Below are 22,565 nucleotides of genomic sequence, written 5' to 3'. Positions count from 1 at the left end.
AGTTCTATGGCCAAAGTTGCGGCGGTTATTGAACGCTATTTTCACCATCCTGAACGCAGTATTACCTTGCCAGCAGGGTCCATCTTGTTGGCACAAAACGGTTATAACGATCGGTTGTACTACATTCGCAGTGGCCATGTTTCTGGATTTTTCGCTGAAAAAGGGGAGCGCAGAATCAAGGTGTTTTCTGCCTCACAAGGCGCATTTATTGGTGTGCACAGTTTTTTTTCTGGTTCGTGGACGGCATCTTCTACTGTCATTGCTGACAGCGAAGTGGAACTGGCATGGATTGATCGCGACACACCGGTACATGATATTGAGCACTATGGTTCACTCAGCACACAGTTTATGCCAGTTATTGTTGCTGAATTATCTCAACGGCAACGCCGTGCCACTCAAGAAGCGGTAGCAAAAGAACGTGCGCTAGAGCGGCTGCATTCTGCCGAGCAAATGACCACACTCGGTCAACTTGCTGCAGGTATTGCGCATGAATTGAATAACGCTATCGGAGTGGTGAGCAGTAAATCGGAGCGTCTCGAATCGCTGTTTATGGAATTGTTGGAAGAGGTGCACCCAGAAGCGAGCCAGTTTTTCGATTTCGGCCTACTGTTTGGGCAAAAAGTCTCATCCAGTGAAGCGCGCGATCGTGGCGCATTGTTTGAAAAACAGTATCAACTCCCTAAGGCTGTTGCGCGTGAGCTGGCTAGGGCTGTTCCTGCTAATGAGCTTTCCGCCCATTGGCTGAAAAATCCACATTTGGCAATTCGTTACTGGCAGATGGGACGAGATCTCCATGATTTAAGAGTGGCAGCCAAACATTCGGTTGGTATCGTTAAATCGGTTAAGCAACTGGGTCGCGCTGATATTTGTTTGAATGAAGACGTGGATTTGAACAGCACTATCAATCGTGCGTTGGCCCTGTTGCAAAGTGATTTGCGCCGAGTTTCAGTACGGATGAGGCCAGGAGCTCTCCCCATGATTAAAGGGTCGCAGACCGAATGGGTACAGGTTTGGATTAACTTAATCAAAAACGCTTGTGATGCAATGGTACAAACGGCTGAGCCAACGGTTGATATACAGACTCGTTATCACCGCCAGCGGCTGTACATCACGGTTGCGAATAATGGCCCTGAGATATCCGAAGTAACGCGAAGAAAAATTTTCCAACCGAGTTTTACCACAAAGAAAGAGGGGCTCTCTTTTGGATTAGGACTGGGCCTTGCAATTGTTAAACGTATTGTATCGGGTTATGGCGGAACGGTTGCGGTAAAAAGCGATCAGGACAAAACCATTTTTAGGATCAAATTGCCAATTGAGGAATACCATGGAGAAGCTGAATATCATTTGCGTGGATGATCAACGTGAAGTGCTGAGTGCCGTGTTACAGGATTTAGAAGCGCTCAGTCGTTGGGTCAATATTGAAGACTGTGAATCGGCGGCTGAAGCCTTGGATCTGATGGATGACCTTGATGCTCAAGGGGAACTGATTGCCGTAGTGATTTCTGATCATGTGATGCCAGGCAAAAGTGGAGTTGAATTGCTCAGTGAGATCAGTGCTGATTCCCGTTTTACCCATACGAAGAAAGTGCTGCTCACTGGGCAAGCAACTCACACGGATACCATTAATGCGATAAATACTGCGGGAATCCATCATTACTTCGAAAAACCATGGAATGCCAAAACCTTGGTCGATAGTGTTCGTGGTTTAGTTACGCACTACGTCTTTGATCGTCGACTGGATTATACCGAGTGGCAAAGTGAGCTTGATAATGCCATTGTGCTTTCCCGGTTGCATGGATGAAGTCGCGCAAAAAGGCGCAGCTTTTGCTGCGCAATCATGGCCACAGTTTGGTGGTTTCTTGAGCTCAAAACGGTGAGGTTACCTAATAAGGTTCGGTAACTGTGCGCTAACGAATATTTTTTCTTTGCGAAAGGCTGTTAACACTATCGGCATTATGCAATGATGTGCCCGTGCTTAGTGTATTGATGGTCTTGGAAATTCATCAAGGACGATTTTAATCAGATAAGAAAATGCGGTTCGTTATATTCAGTAACTTCTCTACACTTCTACATAACAATCATCGGTTAACGATGAACTCATCTTGTTGCGTTGTGACTACACTCTCAGTGATTAAACGGATTCAATTAAGTGGCAGCTGACTCTATTCCTCGGCGCGTGCTCAAAAAGCGTCGACGTGCACAAAAAAACAAACCACGATTATGGCTATTTGTTGTGCTCATTCTTGGCACCGCAGGCGGTGCAGCACTCTTTCATGAAATGGAAACATCAACGCTGCAATCGCGTGAAATCAGCCGCTATGCTGCAGGATTAACCTATCAAGTTGAGCCTGGTGTTAGCGATAAAATAGCCTTTCCTAGCTATGGTCCTTTTGACCAACGTTTAGGCTATGTGGCTTTGCCTGGTATTCAAGAGCGATTACTGCAGCGTGGTTTTGCCATTAGTCAGCAGGTTCGTTTTTCCGATGCGCTCTATCATTACGCACAGTCGGGCTTGTTTGTCCCTTATACCGAGAAGGTACAAGCGGGATTAACCTTGATTGACTGCCGAGCTGAACCTGTTTACCAGTTTCGTTACCCTAGCTATCACTATCCAGAATTTACCGCGATTCCAGACTTAATCGTCCAGTCCCTGCTATTTATCGAAAACCGTGATTTATTGAGTGAAAAGAATCCCCTAATTAACCCCGCGGTTGATTGGCCCCGCTTTTTTAAAGCAGCTCTTACGCAAATAGGTAAAGCGCTTGATCTGGATGGGCAATCTGCAGGGGGGAGTACATTAGCCACGCAAGTTGAAAAGTATCGTCACTCGGAAGATGGTTTAACGTATAGCCCGCAAGAAAAAATTCGCCAGATGGTTTCTGCAAGCGTACGCGCATACCGTTTGGGTGCGAATACACTGGAAGCTCGTAAGTTGGTGGTTTGGGCGTATTTGAACTCCGTACCTTTATCTGCTGCACCAGGCTATGGTGAAGTGCATGGTTTGGGTGATGGCTTGTGGGTGTGGTTTGCCGCCGATCCCGATCGCGTTAATCAACTGCTGGATTCGAGCCTGAATCATGCCAGTGATCTGGCTGAGCAAGGTTTGGCATTACGTCAAGTGGTGGCGCTGATGATTGCACATCGTCGTCCATCTTATTACTTGGCACTTGCTGGGCGAGACGATCTTAATACCTTGACGGATAGCCATATAAGGCTTTTCTATCGTGAAAATTTGATTTCTCAATCTCTGATGAATGCTGCACTCTCCGCCCATTTGCAATTCCGTGATTTTGTTCAGCAGCCAGCGATGACTCGCATCAATACCAACAAAGGCTTATTAGCCGCACGTACCAATCTAAGCCGTCAACTTGGCGTGAGTCTATATGATTTAGACCGCATGGATCTGCGTGCCACTACCACTCTGAATTTTGAATTACAAAATGAAGTCACGCGCTATTTGCAGAAATTAGCCAATCCAGAATTTGCTGCAGAGATGGGTATCTTAGGTTATCGCTTACTGGCAGCCGAAAAAACCGGAGACGTACGTTACAGTTTTACGCTTTTTGAACGTAGTGACGAAGGATTTAAAGTCCGTGTACAAACCGATAATACCAATCAGCCTTTCGATCTTAATGAAGGAAGTAAATTGGAACTCGGTTCAACTGCGAAGCTGCGTGTACTGACCAACTATTTGGAAATTATCGCGAAGTTGCATGATAAATATCATGATCTTTCTGTGTCGGAACTTCGCCGACAGGCTGTGGAAGCGCAAGATGATTTAAGCCAATGGTCCATCAACTGGTTACTCGTTAGCCCACAACGAGATCTCTCAACTATGTTGGAAGCCGCGTTGGATCGCGAATACTCAGCCGATCCTAATGAGCGCTTCTTTACTGGTGGTGGTCTGCATACGTTTAATAACTTCCGTAAGGAAGATGATGATCGTATCCCGACTTTACGGGATGCGTTGCGTGAATCGATTAACCTACCTTTTGTCCGTTTGATGCAGGATATTGAACGTTACACTTTATACAGTGAAGGATATCGTGCCCAACTGATGAAGGATGACAAAGATCCACGCCGTATGGAGTATCTTCGCCAATTTGCGGATAAAGAGGGGAGAGCGTATCTGCTACGTTTCTGGCGCAAATATAAAGATAAGACCGCTGATGAACGGATGGTAACGCTGTTGGAAGGATTGAAACCGAGCTCGGATCGACTAGCAGCGGTACATCGCTACCTTCTACCTGAAGCTTCTTTGAGTGAGTTCATGGTGTTTATGGATGATAAGCTTCCTATCGCATCGCGCGATAAACTCACCAATAAACAACTTGAAAAGTTATACAACAAGTATGGTCGCGGAAAATATTCGCTTCCCGATCAAGGTTATATTGCCCGAGTTCATCCGTTAGAGCTGTGGTTGCTCGGCTATCTAAATGACAATAGCCAAGCCTCATTTAGTGATGTGGTTGCCGCAAGCAGTGACAAACGACAAGAAGTGTATAGTTGGCTGTTTAAAACTCGTCACCGTAATGCGCGTGATAGCCGAGTTCGCACCATGCTTGAAGTGGAGGCGTTCTTAGATATTCACCAAAGTTGGCAGCGTTTAGGCTATCCATTTGATCACTTAGTTCCTTCGTTGGCAACTGCGTTGGGGAGTTCAGGAGATCGACCTGCTGCGCTTTCTGAGTTGATGGGCATCATTTTGAATGATGGCATCCGTGTGCCAACAAGGCGTATTAACCATCTGCATTTTGCTCAAGGAACGCCGTTCGAGACAGAGTTTTCTCCAGTTGAGACACAGGGAGTGCGAGTGTTACCCGTTGAGGTGGCAAGAGCGCTGCGCGGAGCTTTATCACAAGTGGTTGATAGTGGGACAGCAAGAAGGATTTCTGGCGTATTTAAACTTCCGGATGGAACCCCAGTGGTGATGGGGGGCAAAACGGGAACGGGTGATAACCGCATTCAAACCGTCAACCGTTTAGGGGCCGTTGTTCAATCACAAGCTCGTAACCGAACGGCGACCTTTGTGTTTTATTTGGGGGATCGTCACTTTGGTACATTAACGGCTTATGTGGCAGGTAGTGAGTCAGAGAAGTTCACCTTTACTTCTGCGCTGCCAGTTCAAGTGCTCAAAGGTATGGCACCTATTTTGTCCCCTTATCTGGCTCCGCAAGCGCAAGAGTGCCAACCCACGGTGAAACAATAACCGATAGCCGTTTAATAAACGTCAGGCAGGAGAAATCCTGCCTGACTTGTTTTCACTTTTGTTCCACTTATCCGACATTTTCATTCTCAAGCTATTTATCTTTTATCGCTTGAGTTTGTAGATCGTGATTCATCGGTTCAGATATCTGATAAAGCCTGTTTTGATGAGCTTCACATGTGGTTTCACAGTCGCACACTTTGTCTACCCCGACATTGGCTAAACCACCACAACTGCCTTGAATCGGTTTACGCTTGGCCATCACGCCTAGCGTCATCAAAATCGCAAAAATGACAAAAAATCCGAAAGCCAATAGATAAGTCATTACGCATCTCCTCTCCACAATCGTTTGATTGAAAAGCCGCGATAGGTCGGCATGGCAAGCCTATTCATCGGAGCTGTGCATTTACGTTGGCGATGGCAACCCTGTGCATGCTGGGGTTTATTGGGGGAGGTTTTTCCATAACTCAATTCAGTAACTGATTGCAGTTGCTCTATCACGATATCGCGCAGCTCAACCCCTCTAGGTAAAGAGTAGACTCTGAACCCTTCATTGAACAATGCCTGTAACATGGATTGCCCAATCTGACGAACCACGACTGCGGTTACTTGGTAGTGGCGAAATTGCTGCAAAAGCTCCTTTTTTCTCTCACAAGAAATTTCTTGCTCAACAGTAAATTCACTTTGCGACACTAGATGGTCTGAATCGATAACGCAAAATGTTGGCGCTTTAGCGAAATGGTTACAGGGCATGCCTTGGCGGCAAGGAACGGCATAGATCATCATACTTTCCTCAGTAAGTTAACCTCGCTATTGTGTTCTTGTTATTGGCATATGCCAATAACCGATTGTGCAAACTTATCTGTCACCCAGTGAGGGGGGAATGTTCTTTCACCCTAACGCTTTTTGTTTGTGTTTTAACATCAAGAGAAATACTCATCTATGCTCATAATGGATGGCTTGGTGATAAAAGGCTATCCACCAAGGATATTGGTTTTTAATCATCACCTTAAAAACGGTCTATACTTTTCTAACATAGGTAGCGTTCACCTCAGCATTGAGTTGAACGGAACTCATATGTAAACGTTATCACTTGGTGCTTTTGAGCTGTAATCGAAACTGATGCTCTGAAATGAAGATTATTGCGTGAAAGGAGGTGTGAATTGTTATTGGCTTCAAATATTTTAAACAAACCGTTACAACTTTTCCGTTTGAAGAACAATTTTTTAACTGCTTCACATTAATTACGGTTTTTAAAACTATACTTCCGAGTAAACGTTTTCACAGTTATGCAGCATTCGTGATTGCATTTCGGTCGAGAGAACGTTTTCCCTACACATGTAATACAAAACAACAAATAGGACTTGTTCAATGAGAAAGTTAACTGTTTTAGCAATGCTTTCTGCTGGTATGGGTTTCGGTACACAGGCTCTGGCAGAGACCACCATAGGTTTTACCGTTTATAAATACGATGACAACTTTATGTCTGTTGTTCGCCAAGCGATTGAAAAAGAAGCCGCTGGGGATAGCAACACGCGAATTTTGATGAATGATTCACAAAACAGCCAGTCCATGCAGAACGATCAAGTCGATGTCATGCTTGCTCGTGGAGTGCAGGCGCTTGCAATCAACCTAGTTGACCCCGCAGCAGCGTCTACCATCATTCAGAAAGCGAAAATCGATGGTGTACCTGTGGTGTTTTATAACAAAGAACCTTCAGCCGATGCTATGGCAAGTTACGACAAAGCTTACTATGTGGGTACAGATTCTAAAGAATCGGGGATTATTCAAGGTGACCTGATTTCGGCGCAATGGAAAGCCAATCCATCATGGGATAAGAACGGTGATGGCGTACTGCAATACGTGATGCTGAAAGGTGAACCCGGTCACCCAGATGCAGAAGCGCGTACAACTTATTCTGTAAAAACGATCAATGACAATGGCATCAAAACGCAAGAACTGCATCTTGATACGGGGATGTGGGATACCGCGATGGCAAAAGATAAGATGGACGCGTGGTTATCAGGTCCTAATGGCAGCAAAATTGAAGTGGTGATTGCCAACAATGATGGTATGGCGATGGGCGCGATTGAAGCTCTGCGCGGTGCTGGCCAAAAAATTCCGGTATTTGGTGTGGATGCATTGGCGGAAGCGTTGGCGCTGATTAAATCAGGCGATATGGCTGGTACGGTTTTGAATGATGCGCAGAACCAAGCGAAAGCCACGTTTGAATTGTCACGTAATTTAGCCAATGGCAAACCTGCCGCAGACGGTACTCAATGGAAAGTAGAAAACAAAGTAGTTCGTGTTCCATACGTTGGTGTTGACATCAATAACGTTGAATAACGTTAGAGAAATAGAGGAGAGGGTGACTTCTCCTCTTCTTTCTTTTCTGACATCAAAGCATTGGCATTAGGCATTATTGCCTGATGCAGAGATATATCACGCCGTGTGTACCACGCATTGATATGGGTTGTCTGAATTTTTGCATAATAAAAGTGATGCCATGGTCAATCAAGCACATGAATTCCTGTTAGAAATGACAGGGGTAAGTAAAGAGTTCCCAGGGGTGAAAGCCCTCGATAAGGTGAATTTAAAAGTGCGTCCGCATTCCGTACACGCCCTTATGGGAGAAAACGGAGCTGGAAAATCCACCTTGCTTAAATGCCTATTTGGTATTTATGAGAAAGATGAAGGAGACATCATTTTTCTCGGTCAACATGTGAACTTTACCTCATCAAAAGAGGCACTAGAGTCTGGTGTCTCAATGGTTCACCAAGAGTTGAACCAAGTAAAACAGTGCTCAGTCATGGATAATATTTGGCTTGGTCGCTATCCCACCAAAGGTTTTTTTGTCGATCACGACAAAATGTATCGTGATACCAAGGCGATCTTCGCTGAACTCGATATCGACATCGATCCGAAGGTCAAAGTCGCCACCTTGTCGGTTTCGCAAATGCAGATGCTCGAGATCGCGAAAGCGTTTTCCTACGATGCCAAAGTGGTGATTATGGATGAACCCACCTCTTCCTTGACCGAAAAAGAGGTAAATCATCTCTTCACCATCATCAAAAAACTCAAAGAGAAAGGCTGTGGGGTGGTGTACATCTCGCACAAAATGGAAGAGATTTTTTCTATCTGCGATGAAATCACCATTTTACGTGATGGTCAGTGGGTGGATACGCGTCCCTTGAAAGGGTTGGATATGGACAAGATCATTTCGATGATGGTTGGCCGTGAACTGACCCAGCGTTTCCCTGAAAAAAGTAACGAGCCGAAGAATATTATTCTTGAGGTGAAAAACCTCACGGCACTCAATCAACCCTCGATTCAAGATATTTCGTTTGAATTGCGAGCTGGCGAGATCTTGGGTGTGGCCGGTCTGGTTGGTTCGCGTCGTACCGATATTGTCGAGACCATTTTCGGTGTGCGTGAACGTAGTGCCGGACATGTGTTACTGCATGGACGTGAAATGAAAAACCACGATGCCCATGAAGCGATCAGAAACGGCTTTGCGTTGGTTACTGAAGAGCGCCGCTCGACTGGGATTTATTCCAACCTCGACATCACCTTTAACTCTCTCGTTGCTAACGTGGATGAGTACAAAACGCCTTACGGTTTACTCAGTGATAAGAAAATGAAGAGTGATACGCAGTGGGTGATTGACTCGATGCGAGTGAAAACCCCATCACATCAAACTCATATCGGATCGCTTTCTGGCGGCAATCAGCAAAAAGTTATTATTGGCCGCTGGCTACTGACTCAACCTGAGATTTTGATGTTGGATGAACCCACACGCGGTATTGATGTGGGTGCGAAGTACGAAATTTACCAGCTGATTTTAGAGCTGGCGAAGAAGGACAAAGGCATCATCATTATTTCCTCTGAGATGCCGGAACTGCTCGGTATTACCGATCGGATCATGGTGATGAGTAACGGCCGCAATGCAGGTATTGTGAATACCAAACAAACCTCTCAGAACGAAATTTTAGAGCTAGCCTCTCGATACCTCTAAGGAAATGACTATGGATGCTGTCAAATCATTTGCAATTAAACATTTAAAAGAGGGTGCAATTTACGCAGTGCTGTTTATTCTGCTTGCGGTTATTGTGATTCAAGAGCCCTCATTTCTTAGCTTACGTAACCTCAGTAACATTCTGACTCAATCCTCCGTGCGCGTGATTATTGCACTGGGGGTAGCCGGTTTGATCGTGACCCAAGGCACTGACTTATCAGCCGGTCGCCAAGTGGGTTTAGCGGCTGTTATCTCGGCCACTTTGCTGCAATCGATGGACAACGTGAACAAAGTGTTCCCAAGTTTGGGTGAAATTCCGATTCTTGCGGTCATCATTAGCGTCTGCTTGATTGGAGCGATTATTGGTTTGGTGAATGGTGTGATAGTTGCTTACCTCAAAGTAACACCGTTTATTGCGACCTTAGGTACGATGATCATCGTGTACGGCATTAACTCGCTGTACTACGACTCGGTTGGTGCGTCACCGATTGCAGGTTTCGATGAGCGCTTCACCACCTTTACCCAAGGTTTTATCCGCATCGGCGATTTTAGGTTCTCCTACATCACCTTCTACGCCATTATCGCGATCATTTTTATGTGGATACTGTGGAATAAAACCGTGTTCGGCAAAAACATTTTTGCGGTCGGCGGTAACCCAGAAGCGGCGAAAGTGTCAGGTGTTAACGTGCCATTGACCCTGCTTAAAGTGTATGCACTTTCCGGTGTGTTCTATGCTTTCGGCGGTATGCTTGAAGCTGGGCGAATTGGCAGTGCGACCAACAACTTAGGTTTTTTGTATGAGTTGGATGCGATTGCGGCATGTGTGGTGGGCGGCGTTTCATTCGCTGGTGGGGTAGGTAGTATCGCAGGGGTCGTGACTGGGGTACTGATCTTTACCGTGATCAACTACGGTATGACCTACATCGGTGTTAGCCCTTATTGGCAGTACATCATTAAAGGCTCGATTATTATCTTCGCTGTAGCGCTGGACTCAATGAAATACGCAAATAAGAAGTAACCAGATTTAAACTTGTATGTTTAAGGCCTGACGTTGTCAGGCCTTTTTGTATAGAGAAAACCCACATCTATGCTGGGGGGGTAGTAAAGCTTTCAGCTATAAGTCGGTTATTTATGATTGCTCGCACCATTCCACGGAAAATAAACAGGTGTGCTGGCATCATTGCATACCAATACAAAAGGCCGAGAAATCCTTGCGGGTGCCACCAAGCGGTGACATTGAGGCGCCGTTTATCACCTAAATCATCAATGGTGAATTCCAAACGCCCCAAGCCGGGGCCTTTCATGCCAAACAGCAATGACAAAAACTGTTTAGGTTGGCAGCGAATCACTTTCCAAGAATCAATAAAATCACCTACTGCCAGTTCAGCCCCTGCCGGATAGCGGCGAATAGGCTTACCTCCGCCGAAAAAGAGATCGAGCCATTCACGAGTTCTCCACAGTACGTTGGCAAAAAAGTAGCCTTGGTCACGGCGGCCGATGGTGCGGATCACTTTCCATAAATCTTGGCTGCTTAATTCTGTTTCAATACTTGCACCGGCTTGTTTCGGGTAATAACCAAAACCGGGCTGCCAACGCAAAATGGCGTTGGGGTCAAAGCCCCAAACTTGGCTGCGTACAAAGGTGCCTTCGCTTTTAATGGCTTGAGACACCGCATCGTGATAGGAAATTAAGGCTTGCGGATAACGGGTTTCAATCGCTTGGCAGTCAGCAATAAAATCATGGGTTAATCCTTCCAAAAGTGATCGACCTATTGTGCTTGGTACGGAAGTCACCATGCCTAACCAGCGTGATGCCATACGCGGTGTTAAAAATCGTGTCGACCACAAGCGAAACGGCTTGCCGGTGAGTTCGCACAAAATGCGAAATTGTTCTCGATAGCTCAATACATCGGGTCCACCAAGTTCAAACATCTGATGTTCGCGTGGCTGCTCTAAGGCAAACTTAAGCAGATAAGTGTTGAGATTGGCTAATGCAATCGGGTTGGCTTTGGAGTCGACCCATTTTGGCGTGATCAGCACGGGTAGGTTATACACAAAATCACGCATGATTTCGAAAGCAGCAGAGCCAGACCCAATGATGACGCCCGCTCTGAGTTCGGTAATCGGAACATGAGATTGGCGCAAGATTCGTCCTGTATCGTAACGAGCTTGCAGGTGTGGCGAATGACCCGATTCAGGCTGCAAAGAGCTTAAATAAATGACATGTCGTACCTGATTATGTTGAAGGTCGAGGGCATCTTTTACGTTTTGTGCCAATGAAAGCTCGTAATCAACAAAATCTCCGCCGTGAGCCATTCCATGCACTAAGAAAAACACTAAGTCATAATTTGGAATAGTGGCGAGCGTTTTGGGGCGATCCGCTAGATCAAGATTGAGTAGTGTTAAGTTGGGATGAGTAGGCAAACGCGCATTCAAAGTCTCAATATGACGAGAAGCAGCCGTGGTGTGGTATCCCGCATCCAGTAACAGGGGGAGCAGTTGTGCCCCTACATAACCTGATGCACCTAACACTAATACCTTTTTCATTCGGCCATCCGTTTTAATCGTTTGTTGTGATTATGCACGCGTGAGTATAATAACGGCTGTTTTTTCTGCTTGCTATGCCTTACCCAATTCGAATTTCGACGTTAAAAGGGTAGGGCGTATCACACGCTTTGGAGTGATATTGTGTCTGTTGTCTCTCAAGTTTTATCCCACATGAGAGGGGATTTCTTTCGCCGCTTGATCGCCATCGCGCTGCCGATCACGATACAAAATATCATGTTTTCCAGCCGAGGGTTGGTGGATGTATTGATGCTGGGGCAATTAGGTGAAGCAGAAATTGCGGCTGTTGGCGTGGCGGCGCGCGCCACTTTTGTTACCACTATCATGCTGGTTGGCGTGACGACTGGCGGTGCGTTGCTGACTGCGCAATATTGGGGCGCAGGTGATCGCAAAGGTGTGCGTGAAAGCACCGCGCTGACGTGGTTAGTTTCTAACTTCTTTGCCTTTTTTACTGTTTTGCTGTTTTTACTCTTTCCACAGCAAATCATGTCGTTGACCACGGAATCATCGCAAGTTAACGCTTTGGGTAGCCAATATTTGATCATCACATCGTTCACCATGTTTGCAGTGGCCTGTGTCAGTAGTATGGCCGTGGGGCTACGTGCCATGCATAAACCGGGTATCAGCACTTTCTTCAGTGGCATCGGGATTGTTTCCAACGTTTTACTCAATTGGATTTTGATATTTGGTAAATTTGGTTTCCCTGCCATGGGCATTGAAGGGGCGGCCATTGCAACACTTTTGAGTGGTGCGATTGAAGTTGCCTGTTTATACAGCTATCTCTATGGCAAAAAACATTTAATGGCCTTTGGCTGGTTCGATGTGAAAGCTGTGATTGATTGGACCAAAATCAGCCGTTTTCTGCGCTTGTCTCTGCCAACGACCTTTAACTTTTTGATTTGGGCTGCGGGTCTATTTACCTATCACGCGATTATGGGGCAGACTGGTGTGCAGGGACTCGCGGCTTTGTCGGTGATGACGCCGGTTGAATCCATATCACTCAGTCTGTTGATTGGTATGTCGAATGCGGCTGCCGTTTTAGTGGGTAATCAGCTTGGAGCAAAAAACTATCAAGCCGTTTACTACCAAGCGATCGGTGTAACGGTGTGTAGTGTGTTGGTAGGGGGAGGCGTTGCAATCTGTCTTTATTTAGTACAGATCCCTGTGCTCGGGGCTTTCACAGCATTAACGCCAGAAACTCGGGATCTCTCAGAAAAATTCATCCTGATTCTCAGTTTAGGCATTGTGCTGCGCTCATTACCTATGACGGTGATTGTTGGTGTGCTACGGGCAGGGGGAGATGTGAAATTCTGTCTTGGCCAAGACGTCGTGGCACAGTGGTGTATAGGTATTCCGCTAGCCGCTTTTGCTGCGTTGGTGCTTAAGGTCGATCCTGAATGGATTTATTTGCTGTTTCTTACCGAAGAAGCGGTGAAATGGTTTGGTTCGCTACACCGTATGAAAAGCAAGAAATGGATGCGGAATTTGATTGAAAATTAGACGCTCATCGCTCGATTGGTGCAAATTAATGCATATAGTGTGACCTGCTAGCCAAAATGCTTTCTCCTCTTGGGGTTTTGGTGTAGATTCTGTCTCCAGTTTCATTTTCGGTAATGAGTGGTTTGATGTTACAACTGATAGACCTATGCAAAGGCTATGTAGACGGTGATGAGTTTCATCCTGTGTTGCAGGGGGCTGAGTTGACGTTAAACCAAGGTGATCAATTAGCACTGATGGGCGAAAGTGGCTCTGGTAAAAGCACCTTGCTTAATCTTATCGCGGGTCTTGATACTGCCGATTCAGGTGAAATCTGGTTTCCCGGATTCCCCATGCATGACACTTCTGAGCATCACCGCACGGCGTTTCGTCGTGACAACATTGGCCAGATTTTCCAACAATACAATCTACTCCCCACCTTAAACATTGCGGATAACATTCGTTTTTGTCGTCAGCTCAAAGGGCTTCCTGAAGATGCAGGTTTGTGGCGGCAAATTCTTTCGGCACTGGATCTTATGCCTTTGCTTGGCCGATACCCTGAAGAAGTTTCCGGTGGACAACAGCAAAGAGCGGCGATTGCCCGCGCTTTGTACATGGAACCGAAAATTTTACTGGCTGACGAACCGACAGGAAGTTTAGATGAACGCAATGCTGAAGCTGTCATGCGTTTGTTGACCTCATTGACTCGCCAACTTAATTGCGCGTTGCTTTTGGTTACGCACAGTGAAAAAGTGGCACAGCATATGGATGGCTGTATTCGTCTGCAAGGAGGACAATTGCATGTTATGGCCCGTAGTTAAAGCGCTACTGGGTCATTATCGTCGCTATCCGTTACAGATTTTCCTAGTCTGGCTTGGCTTGACGCTTGGAGTTTCCTTATTAGTTGGCGTGACGGCCATCAATCATCATGCGAGACAGAGTTATGAGCACGGTGAGCAGCTGTTTTCTAATCCTCTGCCTTATCGCATCCATTCAAAACACGCTGCTAACAAAATTCCGCAAGGGTTCTACGTTCAACTGCGCCGTGATGGCTTTCAGCAATGCGTGCCATTCGATGATTATCGTTTCAGTACAATCTCTGGCCTAGATATCATTTTGCAAGGGGTGGATCCGGTTGCTTTGTTATCGCTAGATAGCGGTAAAACGCTTGAGCAACAGACAGGGCTACAACTGATGAACCCACCATATCCAGTGATGGTTAGCCAAGAATTAGCTAAGCTACAAGACTGGAAAGAGGGGGATTACATCCCATTAACGGATGGATCTCAGCTAGGCCCGATCACTATTGATACCCATAACCAAGTTACCGGCATGCGAGTAGTGGCTGATTTGTCTTTAGTGCGTATGCTGAAAAAGGGCTCGGGGCTGACGGTGATCGCTTGTGCTGATATGCCGCCCGCCAAGTTAGAACGTTTGAAGAAGAGTTTGCCAAATGGTTTGACTTTGGTGCGCAGTACGCGATCTGAATTGGAATCTTTAACTCAAGCTTTCCACTTGAATTTAACTGCGATGGGTATGTTGGCCTTTTTGGTGGGCATTTTCATTTTTTATCAAGCCATGTCTCTGTCTATGGTGCAGCGTCAACCTTTGGTTGGCACCTTAAGACAAATCGGTGTGAGCGGTTGGCAACTAACCCAAGCGATGTTGGTCGAACTATTCCTGTTGGTGTTTTTTAGCTGGATATGCGGTAACGCATTGGGTTTGTTACTCGCCAATCAATTAATTCCTTCTGTTGCTAGTAGTTTAGGGTATCTGTACAACGCTAATGTAGATTTGGCGATTGGTTGGGACTGGTCATGGAGTAGCTACAGTTTATTGATGGCTCTGTTTGCCGCATTGGCTTCCTGTGCTTGGCCTCTAGTGCGTTTATTGCGCTCACAGCCGATCCGTTTATCTGCTCGTCTCTCTTTGGTGCGATTCGCCGGCAAAGAATTCAAGTTACAGGCATTGGTTTCGTGCGCTCTTTGTGTGGCCGCGATTGCTATTTATCAAGCGCCGAAAAGCCAACAGTCGGGCTTTGCCATTATCGGTTTCATGTTACTCAGTGTTGCTTTATTTACGCCGTACATTATTTGGACGCTATTCACTAGCTTCTCCTACACGTTGCGTTGGGTAAAAGTCCGTTGGTTCTTTGCTGATGCCGCGGCAAGTATGAGTTACCGTGGTGTTGCTACAATGGCCTTTATGGTCGCTCTAGCCGCGAATATCGGCGTGGAAACCATGGTGGGAAGTTTCCGAGATACCACGGATCGTTGGCTTAGTCAGCGGCTTGCAGCAGACATTTATTTATATCCAAGTAACAGTATGGCATCGCGTATGAGCCAGTGGCTAGGACAGCAACCTGAAGTTGATTCGGTGTGGTGGCGATGGGAGAAAGATTTTTCTTCGCAACATGGGCCAGTACAAATTGTGAGTACTGGTGCATCCGATGGTGAATTGGACTCTTTAACGGTTAAGTTGGGCGTTCCAAACTATTGGTACCATCTGCATCATGCACGTGGCGTGATGGTCAGTGAATCGATGGCACTCAAGTTGGGTATCCGTCCCGGTGATTTGATTGATTTGCCAGAGCCAATGGGTTCTGGGTGGGCGGTGTTTGGCATCTATTATGATTACGGCAATCCTTATCATCAAATTATGATGTCACATCAAAATTGGATGAAAGCTTTTGCGGGTACCGGTAATGTGGCTTTGGCGGTAGTGCTTAAAGAAGGTTTGACTGGCGAGAGTATCAAAAAGCGGCTTGATACGATTTTCCGTCTTGATGCCGACCGTGTTTTTGATAATACCAATATCCATAGTCATGCAATGCGGGTGTTTGATCGCACTTTTTCTATTGCGGGAACGCTAGGCAACATCACTTTATTTATTGCGGTGTGTGGCATTTTCTTCTCAACCTTAGCGGGAGAAACATCACGTCTACGCCACATCTCATTGTTGCGCTGTTTAGGGGTTTCGGGTAAAGAGCTCGTGTTGATCGGGGGCTTGCAGTTGTTTGTTTTTGGTGCGATCTCCTTATTAATTGCTCTCCCACTGGGTTTGACCTTGGCCAAGTTGGTGATTGATATTGTCATTAAGCACTCTTTTGGTTGGACTATGGAATTGCAATTGGTTCCGGGACAATACCTTTACACGGTTATTGGGGCGATGGTGGCGCTTATCTTGGCCGGTGCGCTACCTGTTATCCGCCTAGTACGAAAATCACCGATGAAATCGTTGCGAGAGGCCTTATAAATGCTCCGCCTTCATAAGCGTACCAACAAATGGATTTGGCTCTGTTTAGGGGCGTTATTTTTTATCGTGGGTTTTGTTGGTGATGAGCAGGATGAATATCGCAAGATGCTGCTGATCGCTGAAGATAAGCAACATGTTCATAACCAAGCGGTGTTTGATCCTGTTTTACCTAATCACCCTGTTCAACTGCCTGCTGATTTTTCCGCACACCTTGAGTTTGAGCAAGAGTGGTGGACACTGTACGCGTGGCTCGAAGATGAGTCGGGCAATGAATATAGTGTGCAGTGGCATTTTTTGCGTTTGGCCCTGGATGAGCGTAATACTGCGGGATGGCAGACTCCACAACTTTACTTTTCATCGATCGTGATCAATGGCAAGAAGCTAGTGTTGCGTGACCAGAAAGTTGCACGAGGAGGGATTGGGCAAGCGGGGATAAATGATCAACCTTTTCGCATGTGGGTTGACAATTGGATTTGGCGCTCGCTTGGTGTAGGTCCTTTCCCCGGAAATTTGCATCTGGCTGCTGATCATTTTGCTCTCAATTTACAATTGCGAGCCCAAGGTTCTTATGTATTGGCAGGGGATCGTGGTTATCAGATCCGACAAGACTTACTTTCGTTGGCAAGTTATCAATTCCAACAACCCGATATCACTGTACACGGTATGTTAGGCCTCAATCCTAACCAACCGACACTTCGCGTTAAAGGCCGCGCTTGGTTGAGTAAGGAGTGGGGGAGTGAGCTCGTTGCTAAAGATTATACTGGCACCGATCGCTTTGTAATTCCTCTTGATGGCAATCGTTGGTTGTCAGTAAATCGATTTCGGCATGACGGAGCACCAGATTATTTCAATGGCATGCTAATGGATCGCAATGGTAAGAATAAGGTTTTAACAAACGCTGAGATACAGCTCGAACCTCTTTCTGCATCGTTACTTAGCAACGGTAAACGCGTACCGCTTCGTTGGCGTTTAAGTATACCTAAGCATCAAATCAATGTGTCTATCGAACCGTTAGACCGAGAAGCTTGGCAACCTTTCCTCATCCCTTATTGGGAGGGGCGGATAAAAATACTCGGTAGCCATAATCAGACGGGATTTATGCAGTTATCTGGTTATTAAGTCTTGGTGTCCAATCCCAATAATTAAGAAAGCGCTTTATGCGCTTTCTTAATTATTGAAGCAACATAAAATAACCCGTTACCATTTTTCGGTTAGCATAAAGCTACTGGTGTCTATACTGAATTCAGGTGAAATTCACAGTGAAATGGATAAAGATTCGGAAAAACCGAAGTAAAGCATCATTACAATCGATTTTTCCATTACGCCAAGCCTAGCTACACTCTGGGTCATTCTGTTGTTAATCAATTATTAACATAATTTAAGGACAAACCTATGTCTGACATGATTCGAGACTTCTTTAAAATGGAATCGGCAGGGGGCATCTTGTTGGTGATTGCTGCGGCGATTGCTATGGTCATTGCCAATTCAGGAATGGCTGAAGGCTATCAAGCCTTTTTGCATACCTATCTGTTTGGGATGTCGGTTTCACACTGGATCAACGACGGCCTAATGGCGGTATTCTTCTTGTTGATCGGTTTAGAAGTAAAACGCGAGTTGTTGGAAGGTGCTTTAAAATCGCGTGAAACGGCCATTTTCCCGGCAATTGCTGCAGTGGGTGGTATGCTTGCCCCTGCACTGATTTACGTGATGTTCAATTTTAATGATCCAGAGGCAATTCAAGGTTGGGCGATCCCTGCCGCGACAGATATTGCGTTTGCTCTAGGGATTATGGCCTTACTGGGTAAACGCGTTCCGGTGAGCTTGAAAGTGTTTCTATTGGCGCTTGCGATCATCGATGACCTTGGTGTTGTGGTGATTATTGCTCTGTTCTACAGCAGTGATCTTTCAACCATCGCGCTGACGGTTGGCTTTATTATGACAGGCGTACTGTTCATGCTTAACGCTAAACACGTGACTAAACTCAGTGTGTATTTAGTGGCGGGTTTGATTTTGTGGATTGCTGTATTGAAATCGGGCGTACATGCAACATTGGCTGGAGTGGTCATTGGTTTTGCTATCCCACTGAAAGGCAACAAGGGTGAGCACTCTCCACTGAAGCATCTGGAACATGCACTGCATCCTTATGTGGCGTTTGGTATTTTACCGTTGTTTGCTTTTGCGAATGCGGGGATTTCTCTGCAAGGAGTATCCATCGATGGTTTAACGTCTATGTTGCCACTAGGCGTTGCATTAGGACTGTTCTTAGGTAAACCACTGGGCATATTTAGCTTTAGTTGGGCTGCGGTAAATCTGGGGGTTGCCAAGTTACCAGAAGGGATTAACTTTAAGCACATCTTCGCCGTATCGGTACTGTGTGGAATTGGTTTCACGATGTCCATTTTCATTTCGTCACTGGCCTTTGGCCAAGCGAATGCCGCCTATGACACTTATGCTCGTTTAGGGATCTTAATGGGGTCGACAATGGCAGCAATATTGGGTTACGCCCTGTTGCGCCTTTCGTTGCCACTGAAAGCTAAATAATAGATTTATTGCATGTCGAACAAAAAAACCTCCGTTACGCGGAGGTTTTTTATGCCAAGTTAGCCAAAGCTCCCTGTCCAAGAGGACATTCGGAGGAAGTGAAAAACATGTCCGATGTGAGCCGAGGCGCGGTGTGCTGTAGCTTATAACTGTTTGTCGTAAATTCGCTATGCAAATGATACGAATAATTATTAAAAACGATTGCGCTTGACTTTCTTTTTATGATAAGGTTCGCGCCAATCTCGGACTGAGCTTCTGGGGGACACGCGTGGTGACCATTCAGGCTGATTGTGACACCACGTAGGGTAGGTATCGACAAGTCCTTTTGTCGATAGACGGGATACTCTTGCTGCGGGGCAGCATGTGCATGGGATACCCAACATTGAACTCACTTAATTTATACGCACTAATCAGCTTTGTACTTCCTCTATGCCCTGTTCAACAGGACAGTAGCATTACTGAACCTTGATTCTCTGATTTAGCATTTTGTCATCTGAGTGATGACCTATATTCCGGCTTGCCTATGCGCAAACGCGGAGCATTTTGCTATTCGCCATTTCCATAAACCTAAATCGGAAAGGCGGAAACGAATCATCTCAAGGGGAAAAAGATGAGTACAGCCTTTGAAGTCGATAACCACATCGCAACTCTATTTTCAAATCAAGTGCCGTTATTAGACGGTCTTTACGATCTCACGCCAGACCAAGTGTTGCTTGATCAAGCCGCGCATGAATCTGAAGTGCGTTCCTATCCACGTCGTATTCCTATTGCCATTAAGCAAGCCTATGGCTGCTTGGTGGAAGATACACGTGGGCAGATTTTCTTGGACTGTCTAGCGGGCGCAGGCACTTTAGTACTTGGCTATAACCATCCAGAAATCAACCAAGCACTGAAAACACAACTCGATTCTGGTTTGCCATACCAAACGCTGGATATCGCCACCGAAGCGAAAACCCATTTCATCAAAACCGTGAAAGGCTTTTTGCCCAAAGCGTTGGGTGAAGATTGTGTGATCCAGTTCTGTGGCCCATCGGGTGCGGATGCGGTTGAAGCAGCAATCAAGCTAGCCAAGCAAACAACGGGTCGTAACACCATGTTTGCCTTCCGCGGTGCTTACCACGGTATGACTAACGGTACTATGGGGATGATGGGTAACCTCAATACCAAGGCGCGCCGTACGGGCTTGATGTCCGATGTGCATTTTATGCCTTTCCCATACAGCTTACGCTGTCCGTTTGGTTTAGGTGGTGATGAAGGCGCGAAAGCGAGCATCCGCTACATTGAACGTCTGCTGAATGACGATGAAGCGGGGATCATGAAACCCGCTGCAATCATCGTTGAACCAGTACAAGGTGAGGGTGGTGTTATCCCTGCGCCAGCATTCTGGTTGCGCGAACTGCGCCGTATTTGCGATGACCACGGCATCCTATTGATTTTTGACGAAATCCAATGTGGTGTAGGCAAAACAGGCTACAACTTTGCATTTGAAGAGTCCGGCATTATTCCTGACGTCCTTTGCTTATCAAAAGCCATCGGCGGCGGTTTACCAATGTCGATTCTGGTTATCAACAAAAAGCACGACACATGGCGTCCGGGTGAGCACACCGGAACCTTCCGTGGCAACCAGCTTGCAATGGTATCTGGCGCTAAAGCGCTTGAAATCATTCAGCGTGATAACCTCGTTGAGCATGCGCGCAATGCCGGTCAATACCTACGTGCAGGCCTAGAAAAAATCCAAAGCCGAGTCAATTGCGTTGCCGAAGTGCGAGGTAAAGGTCTGATGCTGGGTCTTGAGATTAAAGATCCAAGCGGCGAACTGAACAAGTTTGGTGAGCCAAAATCAGCGCCACAACTGACACTGGCGATTCAACGTGCGGCACTAGAGCGCGGCTTGATGGTAGAGAAAGGCGGCCGTGATGGCTCAGTTATCCGTTTCTTACCACCTGTCATCATCTCATTTGAACAGTTGGATTTCGCACTACGCGTGCTTGAAGAAGCGATTCTTGCTGCAGGCGGTGGTAAAAAAGATCCTGAGCAAGCCAACCAAGAGTGGAAAAAACACTTTATTCATACCGGTCACATGGGCAGCCAAGAGTTCTCACAAGTGATGAACCATACCACCGCTGCGATGAAAGCTGTGTTTGAAGAAATAAAAGCACCTTACTCAGGTCTTGACCCTAAAGTTCTGGAAGAAGCAATTTACGCTGTGGATCTGGATAACAAAAATGCATCACTAAAAGACGTTATCTCTGAAACCGCTGAATTGGTGGCGAAAAACTCCATCATGGTTCAACACCCTGACTGTATCGCGCATCTACACACTCCACCATTAATGCCTTCCGTCGTTGCTGAAGCTATTATTGCGTCACTGAACCAATCGATGGACTCATGGGATCAATCTTCTGCGGCAACCTTTGTTGAGCAGAAAGTAGTGGATTGGATGTGTGAAAAGTATGAACTGGGCGCGCAAGCAGACGGTATTTTCACCAGTGGTGGCACGCAAAGCAACCAGATGGGCTTAATGCTGGCTCGTGACTGGATCGCAGATAAGCTCAGTGGCCATTCAATCCAGAAATTGGGCCTGCCTGAGTATGCGGACAAGCTGCGTATTGTTTGCTCGAAAAAATCCCACTTCACGGTACAAAAATCGGCGTCTTGGATGGGGCTCGGTGAGAAAGCGATTCTTGCTGTTGATGCGCTACCCAACGGCACGATGGATGTGACTAATTTGGAAGCTGTGGTTGAGCAAGCCAAAGCTGAAGGGCTCATTCCCTTTGCGATTGTGGGCACCGCAGGAACCACAGACCACGGTGCGATTGATGATCTGGTGACGATCGCCGATGTGGCTGAGAAGCACGCACTATGGATGCATGTGGACAGTGCTTATGGCGGTGCGTTAATCCTGAGTAGCCATAAGGATCGACTGAATGGTATCGAGCGTGCCCAATCCATCAGTGTTGATTTCCATAAGCTGTTTTTCCAAACCATCAGCTGTGGCGCATTGCTGCTGAAAGACAAGCATAACTTTAAGTACCTGCTGCACCATGCAGATTACCTAAACCGTGAGCACGATACGCTGCCAAACTTGGTCGATAAGTCGATTTCGACCACCAAACGTTTTGATGCCCTAAAAGTGTTTATGACCATGCAAAACGTGGGACCTAAACAACTGGGCGCCATGTACGATCATCTGCTCGCTCAAACCAAGCAGGTGGCGGAACTGGTTCGTCAGCATCAAAGCTTCGAGCTTTTGGCTGAACCCTCTTTGTCTACCGTGTTATTCCGCGCGGTAAATGAGCAAGCTTCTGATCTGGATGAACTGAACAAAGTGGTTCGCCTTCAGGCGCTGGTACGTGGTGTCGCGGTGCTTGGCGAAACCATCGTGGATGGCAAAACGGCCTTAAAATTCACAATTTTGAACCCATGTTTGACGATGTCGGATTTCGACTCTCTACTGGCTAAAATTGAAACTCTAGCGGTTGAGCTAGCGGACTAAAGGTAAGGGAAC

15 protein-coding genes are annotated in these 22,565 nt (G+C 46.4%); 12 read left to right on the top strand and 3 right to left on the bottom strand.

The features are described 5' to 3' along the window. The first annotated feature begins 6 nt into the window (after positions 1-6). The 3 genes from VOA_RS12935 (at position 7) to VOA_RS12945 (ending at position 5,209) form a co-directional block, all read left to right on the top strand. A complete protein-coding gene (locus VOA_RS12935) occupies positions 7-1,356 on the top strand; it encodes a sensor histidine kinase (protein WP_001140881.1) in 1,350 nt (449 codons plus the stop codon). Beyond that, positions 1,325-1,801 carry a response regulator gene (locus tag VOA_RS12940; protein WP_000413394.1) on the top strand — a complete coding sequence of 159 codons (477 nt, stop codon included), beginning with the start codon at positions 1,325-1,327 and terminating at the stop codon, positions 1,799-1,801. Before VOA_RS12935 ends, VOA_RS12940 begins: the two co-directional genes overlap by 32 nt. A 348-nt stretch (positions 1,802-2,149) precedes the next feature. After that, the gene (locus tag VOA_RS12945) at positions 2,150-5,209 is read left to right on the top strand and encodes a transglycosylase domain-containing protein (RefSeq protein WP_000718553.1); all 3,060 of its coding nucleotides are present in this window, start codon (positions 2,150-2,152) and stop codon (positions 5,207-5,209) included. A 91-nt stretch (positions 5,210-5,300) separates the two neighbouring features. On the opposite strand, the gene nqrM is transcribed toward VOA_RS12945, so the two are convergent. Further along, positions 5,301-5,531 carry a (Na+)-NQR maturation NqrM gene (nqrM, locus tag VOA_RS12950; RefSeq protein ID WP_000221705.1) on the bottom strand — a complete coding sequence of 77 codons (231 nt, stop codon included), beginning with the start codon at positions 5,529-5,531 and terminating at the stop codon, positions 5,301-5,303. Continuing rightward, positions 5,531-5,989: a NifB/NifX family molybdenum-iron cluster-binding protein gene (locus VOA_RS0117450; protein ID WP_032468163.1), complete on the bottom strand. Its 459-nt coding sequence runs from the start codon at positions 5,987-5,989 to the stop codon at positions 5,531-5,533. Before VOA_RS0117450 ends, nqrM begins: the two co-directional genes overlap by 1 nt. A 588-nt stretch (positions 5,990-6,577) precedes the next feature. On the opposite strand from VOA_RS0117450, the gene mglB reads away from it, so the two are divergent. The 3 genes from mglB to mglC all read left to right on the top strand — a co-directional run bounded on the left by mglB (position 6,578) and on the right by mglC (position 10,239). Continuing rightward, complete coding sequence (gene mglB, locus VOA_RS12955) at positions 6,578-7,552, top strand: galactose/glucose ABC transporter substrate-binding protein MglB (RefSeq protein ID WP_009355808.1); 975 nt, start codon at positions 6,578-6,580, stop codon at positions 7,550-7,552. Positions 7,553-7,712: 160 nt separating this feature from the next. Next, on the top strand, positions 7,713-9,221 hold the full coding sequence (gene mglA, locus VOA_RS12960; RefSeq protein ID WP_009355807.1) for a galactose/methyl galactoside ABC transporter ATP-binding protein MglA: 1,509 nt from the start codon (positions 7,713-7,715) through the stop codon (positions 9,219-9,221). A 10-nt stretch (positions 9,222-9,231) separates the two neighbouring features. Then, positions 9,232-10,239, top strand: coding sequence for a galactose/methyl galactoside ABC transporter permease MglC (gene mglC / locus VOA_RS12965; protein WP_000340256.1), 1,008 nt, complete (start codon positions 9,232-9,234; stop codon positions 10,237-10,239). 67 nt (positions 10,240-10,306) lie between these two features. Here the strand turns inward: mglC and VOA_RS12970 are convergent, their stop codons facing one another. After that, positions 10,307-11,767: a DUF2867 domain-containing protein gene (locus VOA_RS12970; RefSeq protein WP_000757223.1), complete on the bottom strand. Its 1,461-nt coding sequence runs from the start codon at positions 11,765-11,767 to the stop codon at positions 10,307-10,309. A 141-nt stretch (positions 11,768-11,908) separates the two neighbouring features. Here VOA_RS12970 and VOA_RS12975 point away from each other — a divergent pair, with 141 nt between their 5' ends. The 6 genes from VOA_RS12975 to VOA_RS13000 all read left to right on the top strand — a co-directional run bounded on the left by VOA_RS12975 (position 11,909) and on the right by VOA_RS13000 (position 22,553). Continuing rightward, positions 11,909-13,285 (top strand): MATE family efflux transporter, encoded by a 1,377-nt coding sequence (locus tag VOA_RS12975; protein ID WP_000117906.1) that lies wholly within the window; start codon positions 11,909-11,911, stop codon positions 13,283-13,285. Between the two features lie 125 nt (positions 13,286-13,410). Next, positions 13,411-14,082, top strand: a complete 672-nt coding sequence (locus VOA_RS12980) for an ABC transporter ATP-binding protein (protein ID WP_000939698.1) — start codon at positions 13,411-13,413, stop codon at positions 14,080-14,082. Next, positions 14,063-16,516, top strand: a complete 2,454-nt coding sequence (locus VOA_RS12985) for an ABC transporter permease (RefSeq protein ID WP_000964625.1) — start codon at positions 14,063-14,065, stop codon at positions 16,514-16,516. The genes VOA_RS12980 and VOA_RS12985 overlap by 20 nt, the downstream gene beginning before the upstream one ends. Beyond that, positions 16,517-17,635, top strand: a complete 1,119-nt coding sequence (locus VOA_RS12990; RefSeq protein WP_000944972.1) for a lipocalin-like domain-containing protein — start codon at positions 16,517-16,519, stop codon at positions 17,633-17,635. 273 nt (positions 17,636-17,908) lie between these two features. Further along, complete coding sequence (gene nhaA / locus VOA_RS12995) at positions 17,909-19,057, top strand: Na+/H+ antiporter NhaA (RefSeq protein ID WP_001281949.1); 1,149 nt, start codon at positions 17,909-17,911, stop codon at positions 19,055-19,057. A gap of 610 nt (positions 19,058-19,667) precedes the next feature. After that, complete coding sequence (locus tag VOA_RS13000; RefSeq protein WP_000100691.1) at positions 19,668-22,553, top strand: pyridoxal phosphate-dependent class III aminotransferase; 2,886 nt, start codon at positions 19,668-19,670, stop codon at positions 22,551-22,553. The last annotated feature ends 12 nt before the right edge of the window (positions 22,554-22,565 follow it).

Source organism: Vibrio sp. RC586, from assembly GCF_000176715.1.
GTDB lineage: Bacteria > Pseudomonadota > Gammaproteobacteria > Enterobacterales > Vibrionaceae > Vibrio.
Note: the sequence above shows the minus strand (reverse complement) of the source record. Positions and strands in the feature narration are given on the sequence as shown.